The sequence below is a fragment of the Paenibacillus sp. RC84 genome (genome assembly GCF_041260495.1).
GTDB lineage: Bacteria > Bacillota > Bacilli > Paenibacillales > NBRC-103111 > Paenibacillus_F.
The window spans coordinates 1-16717 of record NZ_JBGBYL010000002.1 but is presented as its reverse complement, the minus strand read 5'-3'; the positions used below and the strand labels follow the sequence as shown (position 1 = coordinate 16717).

At 59.1% G+C, this 16717-nt stretch carries 12 protein-coding genes; 3 read left to right on the top strand and 9 right to left on the bottom strand.

Going from position 1 to position 16717, the window contains the following annotated elements; translation table 11 throughout:
- Positions 1–7: 7 nt before the first annotated feature.
- On the bottom strand, positions 8–2368 hold the full coding sequence (locus tag ABH899_RS03795; RefSeq protein WP_369994128.1) for an endonuclease MutS2: 2361 nt from the start codon (positions 2366–2368) through the stop codon (positions 8–10).
- A gap of 270 nt (positions 2369–2638) precedes the next feature.
- Here ABH899_RS03795 and ABH899_RS03790 point away from each other — a divergent pair, with 270 nt between their 5' ends.
- A complete protein-coding gene (locus tag ABH899_RS03790) occupies positions 2639–3004 on the top strand; it encodes a phage holin family protein (RefSeq protein WP_369994125.1) in 366 nt (121 codons plus the stop codon).
- Positions 3005–3169: 165 nt separating this feature from the next.
- Positions 3170–3538, top strand: coding sequence for a cupredoxin domain-containing protein (locus ABH899_RS03785; RefSeq protein ID WP_009676126.1), 369 nt, complete (start codon positions 3170–3172; stop codon positions 3536–3538).
- Between the two features lie 208 nt (positions 3539–3746).
- Here the strand turns inward: ABH899_RS03785 and ABH899_RS03780 are convergent, their stop codons facing one another.
- From ABH899_RS03780 to ABH899_RS03745, 8 genes are all read right to left on the bottom strand, one after another.
- On the bottom strand, positions 3747–4322 hold the full coding sequence (locus tag ABH899_RS03780) for a hypothetical protein (RefSeq protein ID WP_369994120.1): 576 nt from the start codon (positions 4320–4322) through the stop codon (positions 3747–3749).
- 214 nt (positions 4323–4536) lie between these two features.
- Positions 4537–5085: a CvpA family protein gene (locus tag ABH899_RS03775; protein ID WP_326055079.1), complete on the bottom strand. Its 549-nt coding sequence runs from the start codon at positions 5083–5085 to the stop codon at positions 4537–4539.
- Positions 5085–10070 carry a hypothetical protein gene (locus ABH899_RS03770; protein WP_369994118.1) on the bottom strand — a complete coding sequence of 1662 codons (4986 nt, stop codon included), beginning with the start codon at positions 10068–10070 and terminating at the stop codon, positions 5085–5087. The genes ABH899_RS03775 and ABH899_RS03770 overlap by 1 nt, the downstream gene beginning before the upstream one ends.
- A 179-nt stretch (positions 10071–10249) precedes the next feature.
- Positions 10250–12700: a phenylalanine--tRNA ligase subunit beta gene (gene pheT, locus ABH899_RS03765; protein ID WP_369994115.1), complete on the bottom strand. Its 2451-nt coding sequence runs from the start codon at positions 12698–12700 to the stop codon at positions 10250–10252.
- A gap of 24 nt (positions 12701–12724) precedes the next feature.
- Positions 12725–13759: a phenylalanine--tRNA ligase subunit alpha gene (pheS, locus tag ABH899_RS03760; RefSeq protein ID WP_369994112.1), complete on the bottom strand. Its 1035-nt coding sequence runs from the start codon at positions 13757–13759 to the stop codon at positions 12725–12727.
- A gap of 447 nt (positions 13760–14206) precedes the next feature.
- Positions 14207–14521: a DMT family transporter gene (locus tag ABH899_RS03755; RefSeq protein WP_369994109.1), complete on the bottom strand. Its 315-nt coding sequence runs from the start codon at positions 14519–14521 to the stop codon at positions 14207–14209.
- The gene (locus ABH899_RS03750; protein ID WP_369994106.1) at positions 14521–14868 is read right to left on the bottom strand and encodes a DMT family transporter; all 348 of its coding nucleotides are present in this window, start codon (positions 14866–14868) and stop codon (positions 14521–14523) included. Before ABH899_RS03750 ends, ABH899_RS03755 begins: the two co-directional genes overlap by 1 nt.
- Positions 14869–14911: 43 nt before the next feature.
- Entirely contained in the window at positions 14912–15481 is a 570-nt protein-coding gene (locus ABH899_RS03745) for a TetR/AcrR family transcriptional regulator (RefSeq protein ID WP_009676128.1), read from the bottom strand.
- A 169-nt stretch (positions 15482–15650) separates the two neighbouring features.
- On the opposite strand from ABH899_RS03745, the gene ABH899_RS03740 reads away from it, so the two are divergent.
- Positions 15651–16592 (top strand): aldo/keto reductase, encoded by a 942-nt coding sequence (locus tag ABH899_RS03740; RefSeq protein ID WP_009676162.1) that lies wholly within the window; start codon positions 15651–15653, stop codon positions 16590–16592.
- The last annotated feature ends 125 nt before the right edge of the window (positions 16593–16717 follow it).

Here is a 16717-nt window from a genome sequence, read left to right as displayed (position 1 = left end):
CGTCCGGTTACTTTAGCTCAACCACCGTCACACCGGTGCCGCCCTCGTTATAAGCTCCGATCCGGAAGCTTTTAACATGCTTGTGTCTGCGCAGATAGTCCTGGATGCCCGTCCGCAGCACACCCGTTCCTTTGCCGTGAATGACATACACTTGGGCAAAGTTGTTCAGGAACGATTCGTCGAGGAACCGGTCGAGCTCCATGATGCCTTCTTCCACGTTGGTTCCGCGAAGATCGACTTCCATGCGGATGTTGTCGTCCCGGGTTCTTTTAACCGTGGCGGCAACTTGCTGGACCGGTTTCTTCTGAGGCGACGCCTTGATCACTTCGAGGTCGGTCTTGTTCACCTTCATCTTCATGATGCCCAGCTGCACGGTGACTTCCGACGGATTCACGATTTCCACGACGTGGCCTTTCTGGCCGAGGCTCACCACGCGCACCTCGTCGCCCGGCTCGACCTCCGCCTTGCTCCGCTCGGGGCGCTTAGCTCCCGGCTTGCGGAGCTTCGGCTCGGCCTCGTCGAGGCGGCGGCGGGCCGCGATCAGCTTGTGATCCTTGATCGCGCCGGCCTCTTCCTTCGCCAGACGCCGCAGGTCGGCGATGATCTCTTCCGCTTCACGGCGGGCTTTGGCGATCGCGTCCTGCGCCTCGCGCTCGGCTTTGAGCAGCACCTTGTCGCGCTGCTCGTCCAGCTTGGCGCGCTCCGCGGAGAGCGCCGCCCGCAGCTCTTCGTTCTCGCGCCGGATCTGTTCGGCGCTGTGGCGTTCCGCTTCGGCGGTCAGCCGGTTCTCCTCCAGCGAGGCGATCATCGTCTCGACGCGCTGGTCCTCGTCGCTGACCTGTCCGCGCGCTTTGTCGATAATCGCGCGCGGAAGACCGAGACGCTCCGCGATGGCGAACGCGTTGCTGCGGCCGGGAACCCCGACGAGCAGACGATACGTCGGGCTCAGCGTCTGCACGTCGAACTCCATGCTCGCGTTGATCACGCCGCGGCGCTCGAAGGCGTACGCCTTCAGCTCGCTGTAGTGAGTCGTCGCGATCATGCGGCAGCCCATCCGGTGGATGTTCTCCAGCAGCGAGATGGCGAGCGCGGACCCTTCCGCCGGGTCGGTTCCCGCCCCCAGCTCATCGAGCAGGACGAGACTCTTGGGTGTCATATCACGGAGGATACCGATAATATTCGTCATATGGCTGGAGAAGGTGCTGAGGCTCTGCTCGATGCTCTGTTCGTCTCCGATATCGGCGAAGATGCCGTCGAAGACGCACAGCTCGCTGCCTTCTTCCGCCGGGACGAACAGGCCGGACATCGCCATCAGGCTGAGCAGGCCGACGGTTTTCAGAGACACCGTCTTACCGCCGGTATTAGGTCCCGTCACGATAATCGTCGTGAAGCTCCCGCCGAGTTCCAGATCGATCGGAACGACTTTGTCGAGCGGAATCAGCGGATGACGCGCCCTTTTCAGCTTCAGAAAGCCCCGGTCGTTCAACTTCGGCAGCGTTGCTTTCATTTCACGGGCAAGTCCCGCCTTGGCGAACGTAAAATCCAGCTGCGCGAGCAGTTCGACGTCCGATAGAAGATCTTCCTCGATTTCCGCAACCTGCGCCGTCAGCATGCGGAGAATTTTCTCCACTTCGGCTTCTTCCTTGAATTTCAGCTCGCGGATCCTGTTGTTTAGAGTAACGACGGCTTCCGGTTCAATGAAAAGAGTGGCGCCCGACGCGGACTGATCATGAATCATGCCCCCGAACGAAGAACGGTATTCCTGTTTAACGGGGATGACATAGCGGTCTCCGCGCATCGTCACCAGCGCGTCCTGCAGCATTTTCTGCACGGACGGGTTGCGGATCATCTGCTCCAGTTTCTCGCGCACACGCGCTTCGCCCGTACGCAGTTCGCTGCGCACCCGGGAAAGCTCGCCGCTCGCGCTGTCCATCACCGCCGCGTTGTCGTCGATGCAGCTTTTGATCCGGTCCTCGGTATCCTTGTTGTCGCTCAGGAGTTCGGCCCAGCTCAGCAGCATCGGAACCGGATGCTGTTCGTTCATCGTCTCCAGAAACTTGCGGAGCCTGCGGCCCCCGTAGATCGTAGTCGCGATATCGAGCAGCTCGCTCGGATTGAGCATCCCGCCCACTCTGGCACGGTGCACGGCCGCACGGATATCCCGGATGCCCCCGAAAGGGGCCCCGCCCTTAAGACGATCGACGGCGAAAGCTTCGTCCGTCGCCTGCAGGCGCAGCTTCACTTCCTCAAAATCCCCGGAAGGCTTTACCTCCGCCGCTTTTGCCGTTCCCAGCGAGGTGGCCGCGTGGCTGCTCAGTTTATGTGTGATTTTATGAAATTCCATTGTGTTAAACGTTTTGGTATTCAAAGCATTCTCCCTCATCACATCTAGTATGATCTCTTTATTATATCCAATCCGGGACAACGAAGCTATGGAGAGTTCTTTTATAACCTCCGGTTCATGCGAAAACGCCAAGACGGGCATGCTAAAGACGCGCATCCTGCCTTGCGGCGGGCGTACTTTTACGTCTTTCGGTCCCCGGGCCGCAAGAAGCGGGGAAACCGGTTCAGCGGGCGAATTAAGCGCAGACCGCTGCTTTGCGCCGTTCCGTCAACAAATCAAGGAGGTGCCTTTCCGATGCGATTTCTCGGTCATGTGATCAGATTTATCGTTTCCGCACTGGTTTTGATGGTTGTCAGCTGGATCGTTCCCGGTTTTTCAGTGGGCGGGTTCGTAAGCGCCCTGCTGCTGGCCGTCGTCATCGCCGTGCTGGCCTGGATTATCGAAAGCATTTTCGGCAGGCAGATTACGCCGTTCGGACGGGGAATCGTGGGCTTCCTGACAAGCGCGCTTGTCATCTGGCTGTCCCAGTTCATCGTTACGGGCGTACACGCCTCCATCATCGGTGCGATCCTTGCCGCTCTTGTCGTCGGAATTGTCGATCTGTTTATTCCGGTCTCTCCGTTTGACAGAAAAGACAGCCGGCGCAAAAGCACGCACTGACCGGCGGGATGCCGCGGCCGGATTCACGCTCTCTCGAGCGGGATCCGGCCTTCTTTTTTCACATCTTATTCGATGATTTGTCATAAAGGGTTCACTTGTTAGCCGCTGACTTCCCCGCCTTCCGGGTGTATGATGAGGGTGTATGAAACAAAGGGAGGGAAATTTATGAAAAAAACAGCAGCACTGCTGATGGCTCTTGTCCTTGTATTCGCTCTGGCTGCCTGCGGCAAAAAAACGGATACGGCGGCAACGGACGCTAACGCGACGGCAAGCCAGGAAATTACGCTTCAAGCTTCCAACTGGAAATTCGACCAGGCTGAATATAAAGTCAAAAAAGGCGAACCGCTTAAAATTAACCTGGACATCAAGGAAGGCGTTCACGGCGTATCGATTCCGGATTTGAAAGTCAGTCTCGACAACAACAGCAAGAGTAAGGTCGTCACTCCGGAGAAAGCCGGCACTTACAACATTCTCTGCAGCATTCCTTGCGGAAGCGGCCACTCCACGATGACAGCCAAGCTCGTTGTAGAATAAAATAAGCCCGCCGGTAATGACCGGCGAATTAACAAAAAGGCTTGCGGTTACGTATCGTCGATACGTTCCGCAAGCCTTTTTTGTTTTGCAAAGCGGGCCAGCCGCCCCCTGAGAAGCTTCTAGATTGACCGCCGTCATGCGGGGCCGCAGCGCGTGATCGCTTTTCCAGCAAGGGCGACACACCTGCCACAGTCTGTTCATCTTCGGCCTACGCGCCGGGATGGTTTCCTCTTTTTCTGCGCAGAAGGGTAAAAATACCGAATGCGGCCAGAGGCGGCAGGATCGACACGTAATAGAGCCCGCTTTCGGTCAGTTCAACCGAAGTGAGGTGCCATTCTCTGGCGGCCAGATAGCCGAGAGCGAAAGTCAGCATCGTCAGGCTGAGCTGCAGCGGAACGATCGGCATCCCGATTTTTTTACGGAATTCCCCGAGCCCCTTCAAAGCTCCCATCCGCAGCAGCAGCCTCACCGGAATGCTCAGCAGCGTCTGGGCGAAAATAAGCAGCAGAGCCAGGCTGAGCAAATCTTCCGACTGCTGGAACCAGACACTGTCGGGCAGGAACGTCCCCGCACTGAGAAGAGCCGCATAGACGCACACGAACATAATCAGCAGCGGCAGCAGGAAAAAGAACGTCACGGCCAAAGCCGTTATGACCGACTGCAGGAGGGCGGCGCCCTCCGCTTTTTGTTTTCTACGAATCCATACATAAAACCAACCCAGACATGCTGCAGCCATGATACAAGCTGTGGTCACAACGCTGCCGGCGGCTAACGTCTGTTCCATACGGTTTCTCCCTCCCTTGCTCCACAATCGCATCGTCGTCGCTCGCCGTGACGGAAGCAGGCTTAAGCGGGAGTGCCGCGCGCATCTGCGTAGTCTTGCTTGTACGAGGAGTACCGGTGCAACTTCCAGCCTCCGCGCTTCACGCCGACCGGATCGCTGGAGAGCCGATTAAATGAATAAAAAACCTCCCTTACGGGAGGAAGTATCCTTGAACTTACATGCTCCGCTGCCACAATTTCCGGGCCCATTCCATAACGTCATTCAGGATATAAGGAGCAAACCGGGACTGGCCGAGCCTGTCTTGAACATAGTCGGACGGCAGAATTGTCATGATATGAACCGCAACCGCGGCAATCACAAACGCTTCCAGCGCTCCGAGCAGCGCTCCCGTCACCCGGTTAACGGTATGCAAACCAGGCAGCCGGGCAATCAGGTTGAGCATTCTCCCCCCGATTCCAAGCGCAAGCTTCACCAGAAAGAACAGCAGGGCGAAAGAGAGGGCATTCGCGATATAACGCTCCAAATTCAGCCCTTTTACCAAAAACTCATATTTATCATAACCGGAAAAAGAAGAAAGGGAAAGCCATTGCAATAAATACGTGGCAACGGGCTCGTAAAAACGGACGGCGACGTACAGGGCGATAAACAATCCGGCAATTGAAACCAGCTGGGAAATCAATCCCCGCGCGTAGCCGAGAACAAGTCCTCCGGCAATAAGCACGAGGATAGACCAATCCAGTACATTCCAGGAAGGAAGAGTCATTATCCTTTCGGTTCTTCCATCACAAGCTGAATCCATTCGTTATACTCCGTTTGAAGCTTCGCATACTCGTCCTGCAGCTTGCGGTGTTCTTCCTGCAGCTCATCCCATCGCCCGCTCATCTGTTCATGCAGACGGCTCATTTCTTTGAGGCCCTGCTCCGCTTGAAGGTGAGCCTGCTCCAATTCCTCCAGCTGATGCCGGAGCAGTCCGCTCCGCTTTGCTTCCGTTTCTAGTTCTTCGGTAATCCGGGCCACTTCCTGGCGGAGCTGTTCGGTTTCTCCGCGCAGGCCGCCGAGTTCACCAAGGCTGGCGCGCTCCTGATCGGCCTGCTCGTCCATAAGCTGGCGGTATGCGTCCAGCTCTTCCTGCAACGACCGGCGCTCCTGCATGGAGCTGTCCAGCTCCCGGCGGATGGACTGCTCCTGCAGCACCTGCTCGTGAGCCATCTGCTGGGTCGCGGCAACTTCGCGGAGGGCGGCCGTCAGCTCGGCATTCAGCGCCTCACCGGACGCTTTCGCCTGGCTCAGCTCCTCGCGCAGGTTAGCCTCTCTTGCTGCCGCTTCGTCCCGACCGGAAACCGCCGCATGGAGCTGTTCCGCAAGCTCTTCGGCTTTCTGACGTTCTTCGGCGGACTTGTCACGCTCGGCTGCCAGCTCGCGTACCGCGGCTTCGCGGGCGGCCTCCAATACGGCAGCCGTTTCCTGCAGCTTAGCCGCCGCCGCGCCCTGGCCTTGCTCCAAATCTTCGAGGAGCGCTTCCGCGTCCTGACGCGCCTGGTTCAGATCGGCCCGAAGTGCCTCTTCACGCTTAAGAGCTCCCTCCAACTGGGCGGCAAGTTCAACCGCCGCAAGCCGCTCTTGGGCCGAACGGCCGCGTTCCGACGCAAGTTCTTTGTCGGCCTTCTCGCGGGCAGCGGCCACCTGGGTAAGCATGAGTTCACCCTGCTTGAGCGTTTCGGTCAGTTCTTCCTTAAGAGAAGCCTCCAGCTTGGCGCGGTCTTCACGGGCGCGTTCCACTTCCAAACGCGCTTCTTCCAGCGCCTTCTCCGCTTCACGGAGCCGCTCGTCCGCGGTGCTCCGCCCCTGCTCCAGGTCTTCCAGCAGCGCTTCGGCATCCCTGCGCGCCTGCTCCAGCTCGCCGCGGAGCGCATCTTCGCGCTCTTCGGCGGCATTCAGGCGAACCACCATTTCTTCCCGTAAGGAGGCTGCGCGGGCTTCCGCATCCCGCTCCGCGGCTTTCGCGGCACTAGCGGTATTTGCGGCGGCTGCCGCTTCCTCCTGTGCGGCGCGCAAGGCTTCGGTCACTTTCCGCAGCTCCTTGTCCGCCGCGGATTTATCCTGCTCGAGGTCTTCGAGCAGGGCTTCGGCATCCTGACGCGCCCCCATCAGCTCCGCACGGAGCGTTTCGACAAGCTTCGCGGCCGATTCGCGCATCTGCACCGCTTCCTGCCGGGCCGCTTCAAGCGCTTCGGAGGTTTCGCGCAGCTTGGCTAGGGCGTCGGTCTTCTCCATTTCGGCCGCTTCCCGGGCCGCTCTGTCCCGCTCCGCCGCTCCCGCCGTCTCCAGCAGCTCCCGCTCGGCACGTTCGCGTTCCGCGGCAAGTTCGCGCTGATGGGCGGCTTCGGCTTCCCGCTGTGCGGAAGCCAGCTTCTCGGCCGCTTCCCTCTGAGCCTCCTGCAGCTTCTCCGCCGCCTCCAGCTCCGCAAACTCGAGCTGTTCGGCGAAATCTCTCCGGGCGGCCGCCAATTCCTCCGCCGCTTCGCTGCGGGAAGCCGCCAGTTCTCCTGCTTCCTGCCGGACGGCCGCAAGCGCCTGCTCCGTCTCACGAAGGCGCGCTTCCGCGGCTTCCTTCTCGCGCTGGACCGCTGCACGCGCCTCGGTCTCCCGTTCGGCCGCTTCCATCGCTTCCAGCAGCTCCCGCTCCGCTCTCTCGCGCTCTTCGGCAAGTTCCCGGCGGAGTGCTTCCTGTGCGGCTTCCGCCTCGCGGCGTGCCGCTTCCAACCGGGCCGCCGACTCTTTGCGGGCGGCTTCCAGCTCTTCCGCCCTGCGCTCCGCCGCCAGAAGTTTCTCCGCGGCAGCGTTCTCCGCGGCTTTCAGTTCGGCCGCCGCTTCTCTGCGCACGGCTTCCAGGCGCTCTTCCGCCTCCAGTTGAGCCAGTTCCAGCTCATCCGCGCTTTCCCGCTTCAGAGCTTCCAGCTGCGCCAAGGAAGCTTCCTTCTCTGCTTCCAGCTCGGCCGCTTTACGCTCGGCGGCTTGCAGCGCTTCGGACGCTTCGCGCAGCTTGGCCTCGGCGTCGTCTTTCTCGCGCTGGAGCGCTGCACGCGCCTCGGTCTCCCGCTCTGCCGCTTCCATCGCTTCCAGCAGCTCCTGCTCGGACTTCTCGCGCTCTGCCGCCAATTCCTGCCGGAACGCTACACGCGCGGCCTCGGCTTCGCGCTGCGCTTCCGCCAGCTTATCCGCCGCTTCCTTGCGGGCCGAATCCAGCTCCTGCGCTTCGCGTACAGCGGCTTGTAATTTTGCTGCGGCTTCGCGCCGCGCTTCCTCCAGCTCCGCTGCCGACTCCCGTCTTGCGGCGTCGAGCTGTTCTTCCGCTTCCAGCTGAGCCAGCTCCAGTTCTTCGGCTCCTTCACGCTTCAAAGCTTCCATTCGCTCGGAGGTTTCCCGCTCCAGCGCTTCCAGCCGCGCGGCAGCTTCTTCCTTCTCCGCTTCCAGCCCGGACGCTCTTTGCTCCAATGCCTGTAAAGCCTCGGACGCTTCGCGCAGCTTAGCCTCGGCGCCCTCTTGGCCCCGCTGAGCCTCCTTGCGCGCCTCGCTTTCCTGTTCCGCCGCTTCCATCGCTTCCAGGAGCTCTTGCTCGGCCCGTTCACGCGCCGCCTCCAGCTCCTGCCGGAACGCCTCGCGTGCGGCTGCCGCTTCACGCTGTGCTTCTTCAAGCTTGACTACCGCTTCCTTGCGGGCAGTCTCTATCTTTTCGGCTTCGCGTACGGCCGCCAGAAGCTTGGCTGCCGCTTCGTTCTCGGACGCCGTCAGCTTCTCCGCCGCTTCACGCCGTGCGGCCTCCAGCTTCTCCTCGGCTTCCATCTGGGCCAGTTCCAGCTCTTCGGCGCTTTGCCGCTTCAGAGCTTCCAGCTGCGCATCCGCCGCCTTCCGGGCCGCTTCCAGATCGGCCGCTTCCCTGCGCAATGCTTCAAGCTGCTCTTCAGCTTCAAGCTGCGCCAGTTCCAACCGCTCGGCAGACTCTTTCTGCAGAGCCTCAAGCTTCTCCGCAGCTTCCAGACGGGCTGCGGCCAGGCTTTCCTCCGCTTCCTGCCGAGCCGTTACCAGCGCTTCTTCGGCATTCCGCAGCCTCGTTTCCGCAGCCGCTTTCTCATTCTCCGCCGCTTCTCGCACCGCTTTGGATTCCAGACGAGCCGCTTTGAGCGCTTCCGTGGATTCGCGCAGCTCTTCTTCCGCCGAAGCCTTGTTCGCCTCCAGCTCTTCCAGAAGCGCCTCCGCGTCTTTACGGGATTTTTCCAGCTCGTCGCGGATTTCTTCCAGCTGATCGGCCGCTTCCCGCAGACTCTGCTCGCGCTGTGCGGTTTGTTCTTTGCTTTCGGCCAGCTCGCGCTGCATGTGCTCCCCGCGCTGTTTCATCAGCGCAAGTTCGGTGCGCTGCGTCTGCTCGCGCTCCCCGGCTTCGCGGAGCTGTTCCTTCAAGCTCTCCGCCTCGGCTTTTTCCCGCTCGGCTTCCTCCAGAAGCGCTTCGGCGTCTCTCTGGGCCTGCTGGAGTTCGCTACGCAGCATTTCCTCGCGTTCAGCGGCCTGCTGCGCGTCGGTATTCAGCCGCTCTTCTCTTTCGCGGCTTTCGTCCGCCTCCAGCTTCGCCAGCTCGAGCTCGTCCTTCAGCTGGCGGAGCTGTTCGTCCGTGTGCTTCTGCTCACGCGCCAGTCTCTCCAGCTCGGCCGCAGCCTGCTGCCGATTCTCTTCGGCGGAGGCTTTTTCAAGCTCCAGCTCCTCCAAGAGCGCTTCGGCATCCTGCTTCGCCTGATCCGCTTCCTTCCGGACCGCGGCTTCTCTTTGGGCCGCTTCCGCAAGCTCCTGCCGCAATTGCTCCATCTGCCCGTTCTGCTGCCGCTCACGCTCTTTGGACGCCTGCAGATCGCGCTGGACTTGCTCGCTGCGCTGTTTGACCAGCTGAAGCTCGGCCCGCAGGGTCTGTTCCTTCTCCGCGGCTTCCTGGATTTGTAGAAGAGCGGCCGCCGATTCTTCTCTCGCCTGACCGGCCGCCGTTTTTTCCTGTTCCAGCTGCTCTAGCAGCGATTCGGCATCGCGCTCCGCCTGCCCGATTTTGCTTTCGAGCGTCTTGATTTGCCCCGCCGCCTGCTCCAGCTCCTTTTTCCACTGATCGGCCTGACGAGCGTCTTTTTCCATCTGCTGTTTAAGAGACACCTGTTCCCGCTGAAGCTTCTCCGTGTTTTGTCTGGCCTGCTGAAGCTCGGCCTTGAGCTGCTCTTCCCGCTTCGCTCCCTGCTGGGCCTTCTCCTTCGCCGCGTTCAACTCCCGCAGATTCTGTTCCGCCCGCTGCTTCGTCTGCTCCAGGGATGCCGTAAGCTCCTGCTGGCGCTTGGCCGCCTTGGCTCCCTGCTCCCGGGCCTCCGCCAGCTCGGCTTTGCGCAGCTGCTCCTCCTGCTGGGCCCTTTCGAGCTGCCCGCGGGCCGTTTCCACGGCGGCGTCAGCCTTGGAAAGCGCCCGCTGCAAATCGTTCAGCCGGTTTTCCGTCTCGCTGAATCTCTGTTCGACTTTGGCTTTCTCATCCGTCAGATTGACGGCCGCCAGCACCGCGATTTTGTAGGTATCGAGTCTCGGATAGCTTTCGGCGATCTGGACCATCTGGTCATTGACTTCCGCCGCCACTTTGCGCACGTAGCCGGGGCTGTTATGGGCTTTCAGTTTATATTCATTTCCATATATATCAACGATGATTTTCGTTTTTTCTTCCGAATTCATGAGATATCCTCCTTCGGTTTAAACACTCGAAATCCGGCCGCCTGCATGGCGGTTCCGGTTGAAGACATCGGACTTTTCCATTTGTTTCCTTGTTTTATAGAAAAAAGCCGGTCCATCGAAAAAGAATTCGATGCGACCGGCCCTATTTCCTTCCGTAGCCTTGATATTTCAGCGAAAGATCACTTGCGGAGCTCGGCTCCGAAAGCCGATTCCAATGCCGCCACGACACGCGCATGCGTTTCTGTGACTTCTTCGTCCTGAAGCGTGCGCTCGGGATGACGATAGACCAGCGCCAGAGCGACGCTCTTCTTGCCTTCGCCCAGACGTTCTCCCGTATAAATATCGAACACGCGGATGGATTCCAGCAGCTCCGCCGCCGTTTCCGCCGCCAGGCGTTCCAGATCGCCTACCGGTACAGCCGTATCCACGACGAGCGCCATATCGCGCCCTACCGCCGGATAGCGGGGAAGTATGCGGTAGTCCACTTCGAAGTCGGCCTGCTGGAGAAGCGGATCAAGCTCGGCTTCCAGCACGTAGGTGTCCTCGAGGTCCCGCTTCTTCTGAAGCGTCGGGTGCAGCTGCCCCATGTAGCCGATGGACCGGCGCTCTCCATCCGGAGTGAGCAGGAACAGTTCTGCCGTGCGTCCCGGGTGGAAGCCTTCTTTCTGTGCGGACCTGAATTCGATCGTTACGCCCAGGTAAGAAATCACCCGTTCCAACACGCCCTTCAAGTCGTAGAAGTCGGCTTTGCGGGCTTTCTGTCCCCAGTGAGCGCCGCTCCAGTTACCGGTCATCGCGATGCTCAGCAGACGCTTTTCCTGCGGCTGTGCGGTCAAGGCCGTCTCCTTGGACAGGAATACCGTGCCCGTTTCGAAAATCGCGACATCGTCGTTGTTCCGGTTGCGGTTATAGCTCATGACCTCAAGCAGATGAGGAACAAGGGACGTGCGCAGCGCGCTGCGGTCCTCGCTCATCGGCATCGCAAGCGGGATCGGCGTGTATTCCGGATATAGACCCGGATAGTCGGCGGCGTTCTCCCGCTGTCCCAGCGTGTACGTGATCACTTCATGCAGGCCGCTGCCCGTCAGCAGACGGCGGATAGTCCGGCGAAGGGACTGCTCGCGCGTCAGGGAGCCGGGAGTCGTTACGCCGGTCATCAGCGTCGTCGGGATGTTGTCGTAGCCGTACAGGCGCGCCACTTCTTCAATGAGTTCGACGTCACGGGTAATATCCCCACGGCGACCCGGCACGTGAACGAGGAGAGAGCCCTCTTCGAGCAGTCCGTATTCCAGACCGAGACGGTCGAAAATTTCTTTGACCTGCTGCAGCGAAAGATCCGTTCCAAGGTACGTATTGGCACGTTCCAGCTTCAACGGAATCTTGACGCCGGAGAAGGTTTGAACGGTCTCCTGCACGATGCCTTGGGCGACCTGGCCTCCGGCGCAAAGCACAAGGAGAGCCGCCGCACGGTCAAGCGCAGGAATGACCGCTTCCCGATTGACTTCCTTCTCGAAACGGAGGCTCGCCTCCGAACGCAGACCGAGCTGGCGGGACGTTTTACGGACAGACGGGCCGGCAAACCGTGCCGACTCCAGCAAAATCGAAGTGGTGCTTTCCGTCACTTCGGAATTGGCTCCGCCCATAACGCCAGCAATCGCGATAGGTTTGAGGACGTCGGTTATAAGCAGCATGTGCGGCTCCAGCGTGCGCTCCACATCGTCCAGGGTAACCAGCTTCTCCCCTTCCTTCGCAAGGCGGACCTCGATTTTGCCGCCCGCGACCTGATCCGCGTCAAATGCGTGCAGCGGCTGGCCGTATTCCAGCATCACGTAATTCGTCACGTCCACGATGTTGTTGATGGGCCGGATGCCCGCCGCCATCAGACGGTTCTGGAGCCACAGCGGAGACGTGCCGACACGGACGCCTTCAATGAGGCGTGCCGCATAATGCGTGCACTGCTCGGGAGCGGCGATGGAAACGGAGATTTTGTCTTCCGCTTTGACGGTACTGAAATCCACATTAACGTTGCGTCCCTCTTCCGGCAGCTTCACCGGACGCCCGAGAATCGCGCCGATTTCGTAAGCGGTGCCGATCATGCTGAGACAGTCCGATCGGTTCGGCGTCAGCTCAAGTTCCAGAATGTTGTCGCTTAGAGCCAGCACGTCCACGACCGGCTTGCCGATCTCGGTATTTTCCGGAAGAACCAGAATGCCTTCCTGAATTTCCTTCGGCAGCAGTTTATCGTTCATGCCCAGCTCTTTGGCGGAGCAGATCATGCCCTGGGATTCCACGCCGCGAAGCTTGGCGCGCTTGATTTTGAAATCTCCGGGAAGTACGGCGCCGATTACGGCAACCGGGACCTTTTGTCCGGCATCCACATTTTTGGCTCCGCAGACGATCTGCAGGTCCTCACCCGTTCCCACATCGACCGTACACACGTTGAGTTTGTCCGCATCGGGGTGTTTCGTCTTCGATTTGACAAAGCCGACGACAACGCCCGACACGCCTTTGTTCAGCGATTCGACAATGTCGACTTCGATACCGCTCCGTGTCAATTTATCTGCAAGGTCTTCAGCCGTGAAGCCCTGTACGTCTACATATTCCGACAGCCATTGATAAGAAACTTTCATCGTCTTCTCCTCCTTCTCTCCGGTTTATAGGTGGACGAACTGCTTCAGGAAGCGCAGGTCGTTCGTATAGAAATTGCGGATATCTTCTACCCCGTACTTCAGCATCGCGACCCGTTCAGCCCCCAGGCCGAAAGCGAACCCGCTGTATTCGTTCGGATCGTAGCCGGACATTTCGAGCACCTTCGGGTGAACCATGCCGGAGCCCAGAATTTCGATCCAGCCGGTCTGCTTGCAGGTCCGGCAGCCTTCGCCGCCGCACATCATGCAGGACACGTCGACTTCCGCGCTCGGCTCGGTGAACGGGAAGAAGCTCGGACGCAGACGGATTTGCGTCTGCGGGCCGTACAGCTCGCGTACGAACTGGAGCAGCGTCCCTTTCAGATCGCTCATCCGGATGTTCTTGTCGATGACAAGCCCCTCGATTTGCGTGAACTGGTGGGAGTGGGTCGCGTCGTCGTCATCGCGCCGGTACACTTTGCCCGGAGAAATGATTTTGATCGGCACGGCTCCTTTGCGGCCTTCCATCGTCCGGACCTGGACAGGCGACGTTTGGGTGCGGAGCAGGAGCTCCTCGGTGATGTAGAACGAATCCTGCATATCGCGGGCCGGGTGGTCCTTCGGCAGATTCAGCGCTTCGAAGTTGTAGTAATCGCGCTCCACTTCGGGCCCTTCCACGACGGTGAATCCCATCCCGATGAAAATGTCCTCGATCTCTTCGACGATCTTGTTCAGCGGATGAACGGCTCCCTGTACGGACGGACGGCCCGGCAGGGAAACGTCGATCGTTTCGGCGCGGAGGCGGTTTTCCGTCTCCTGGCGGTCGTATTCTTCCTGCTTCGCCGCGATCACTTCTTCAATCGCACCGCGGACGTCATTGGCCACCTGGCCGATAACCGGACGCTCCTCCGCGCTTAACGCGCCCATGCCGCGCAAAATTTCGGTCAGCGGCCCTTTTTTGCCCAAATACTTGATTCTGAGATCATTCAGCTCCTGCTGGCTGCCGACGGCGGCCAATTCCTGCAGCGCTTGTACTTTTAACGCTTCCAAACGTTCTCTCATGTGTAATCCCTCCTTTAGATCTGGCAACCCTTGACGGTTTCCGGACAACAAAAAAAGCTTCTCCGCCCGGTAAGGGACGAAAAAGCCGTGGTACCACCCTTGTTAGACCGCCTGCTGCGCAAAATGCCTTCCCGGAAGGTCATTTGCCTCTGACGTGTCTCACTCTTCGAAATAACGGTTCGTAGCCGGTACTCTCTACTGACTGGCCGCAGGCCACGGTTCAAGAGACTGCTCGGGAGCGAACTTCGGCAGCCTGGTTCCACGGGGACGCTCTCAATCTCCGGCGTCTCCTCCCTGTCAGGAAGCACTGCGTACTCTTCTCCTTCATTGCATTTGCTATGGAATTGATGCTGCGTTTAACTATGCCACCTATTATATGAAAATCGGCGCGGCGTTGCAAGCCCATTCAATGCCCGCTTCCCTTGCAAAAAAAAGAACATGCGGCGGTTACGTAAGAAGCTTGAGTCCTACGGCCGCCGAAATAATCATGGCGATAAACAAGATGCGGCGCCAGTCTTTGGACTCGCCGAACATAAACATGCCCAGCAGTGTGCCTCCGCATGTGCCGATTCCCGTCCACACCGCGTAAGCCGTGCCCATCGGGATCGATTCCATGGCAAAGGACAGCAGCGAAAAGCTGATGCCGAAGCCGAAGAAAAGCAGCGCGTAAGCCCAAATCGTCTTCTTCTGCGCAATTTTGTTCATGGCGAGTACGCCGAAAATTTCCGAACATCCCGCCAATATCAGTGCGGCCCATGCCATCAGGAATTCGCTCCTTTCGCCGGTTCTTCCGGTTCTTTCGTCGTGATTTTAAGCCCGACCACACCGCCGAGCAGAATCAGGATAAAGACAATCTTCAGCCAGCTGATCGGCTCTCCGAACACGATCGTTTCCGTAAGGACCGTTCCCGCCGTGCCGATCCCCGTAAATACCGCGTACACCGTTCCTACGGGCAGACGGCTTGTCGCCATCAGCAGCACCCAGAAGCTGAGCAGGATCGCGGCTCCGGTCAAGATCCAGGTAAACGCGTCGTGCGCATGTTTCAGACCCGAAACCCAGCCGATTTCCAGCAATCCCGCCGCCAGTACATAAAACCAGTTCCGATTCATAATCGAATTATGCCTCCTTCTTTCCCCTTATGCTCATGAAGGCTCATGAATGAGAGATTCCCCGCCAGTAGACGTCCCACGAAGCCTCCAGCCTTTTATCGTAGCTTTCGGCGGTACCGTACAGCAGTTCCACAATGATCCCGTCCATCAGACAAAGAAAAGCCGCCGCAGCTTTATCCGGATCGACGCCGATAGCCGAGCAGTCCTCGGTAAACACGGACGTAAGCCGCTCCTCCATCCGGGACAAGTACGCATAAGAGAGCTCTATCGTTTCCCGGTACACCGAGGCCGGCGGAAAGTACATCATCCGAATCCAAAACTTCGTCGAACCGTTATGCTCGTACTTGCCGCGCGTATGGGACAACAGCTTATACAGCTTGCGGTCGAGCGCCTCGCCGCCCGCTTCCAGATGCGAGGAGGCAAATTCCAGCTCGCCGCGGGACGCATCCTGCAGCACACTGAGAAACAATTCCTCTTTGCCTTTAAAGTGTGCGTAGATGGAAGGCGTTTTTATCCCTACGGCTTCGGCGATATTTGCCATAGAGGTGCCTTCGTAGCCTTGTGACGCAAACAAATCGAGTGCCGCGGCCTTGATCCGCTCGGGGGTGTTCATGAGCCTCATTCTCCTAACTAACATTAGTTAGGCATAGTATGTCACATTTCCGCTTTGAGATCAAGCGGCATTTTGACTTTGTCTTCATTTTCCCGTTAAATGAAAGAGAATATACCGTTACGGATTCCGGGTCCGACACGGTCAAATACGCACGCGGGAGGCTGAAACGATGAAATACCGCACACTCGGCAAAACGGGATTAAAAGTGTCCGTAATCGGCGTCGGCACATGGCAGTTCGGCGGCGAATGGGGACAGGACTTTACGCAGGACGAAGTGGACGCTGTCCTGGACAAGGCAAAGGAGCTCGGAATCAACCTTATCGATACCGCGGAATGCTACGGCGATCATTTATCGGAATCGTTTATCGGCAACTATTTGAGCCGCCGGGGCCGTGAAGGCTGGGTCGTGGCGACCAAGTTCGGCCATCATTATCATGACCGGTTTAAACGCGACGAGCGTTTTTCGGCGGAAGATATGATCGGGCAGCTCGACGCCTCTCTGAAAGCGCTGGGAGTGGACTATGTCGACTTGTACCAGTTCCATTCGGGAACGGACTCCGTGTTCGACAACGACGCCCTCTGGACGGCGCTGGACAAGCAGAAGCAGGCGGGCAAAATTCTTCACATCGGCACTTCGATCGCGAAGAACGACAACCTGCATCAGGTAGCCGCCTCCACACAGGTCGGCTCGGAAGCGATCCAGGTCGTGTACAACCGGCTCGACCGCGCTCCCGAAGAGAGCGTGTTCCAGTCGTGCCTGCAGCAGAACCTCGGCGTGCTTGCCCGCGTTCCTCTCGCAAGCGGCTATCTCAGCGGCAAGTACAAGCCGGGCGCCACTTTCGCCGCCACGGACACGCGCCACCGGCACGACCCCGCCGAGACGCAGCGCAAGCTCGAGGAAGTGCAGCGCATCCGCGAGCACGAAGTGCCGGAAGCGATGGACATGGCGACGTGGGCCCTCGCGTGGTGCTTGAAGCATGACGCGGTCAGCGCCGTCATCCCGGGCTGCAAAAACGTCGCTCAAGTCGAAAGCAACGCGAAAGCGGCGGCGTATCTGAGCGACAACCACCCGCAAGCATGGACGGAAGAAGCGGAAGCTTCCGGCGCATGATTGCGCACGCGAAAAAGCCTATCCGGTTCTTGGTCAAGACCCCATTTAACGGACAAATGAAAAAAGCCTAGGCTGCAAGCTGGCGTCGATATTCCATCGGCGTCAGCTTGTTTAGCTTTCGCTGC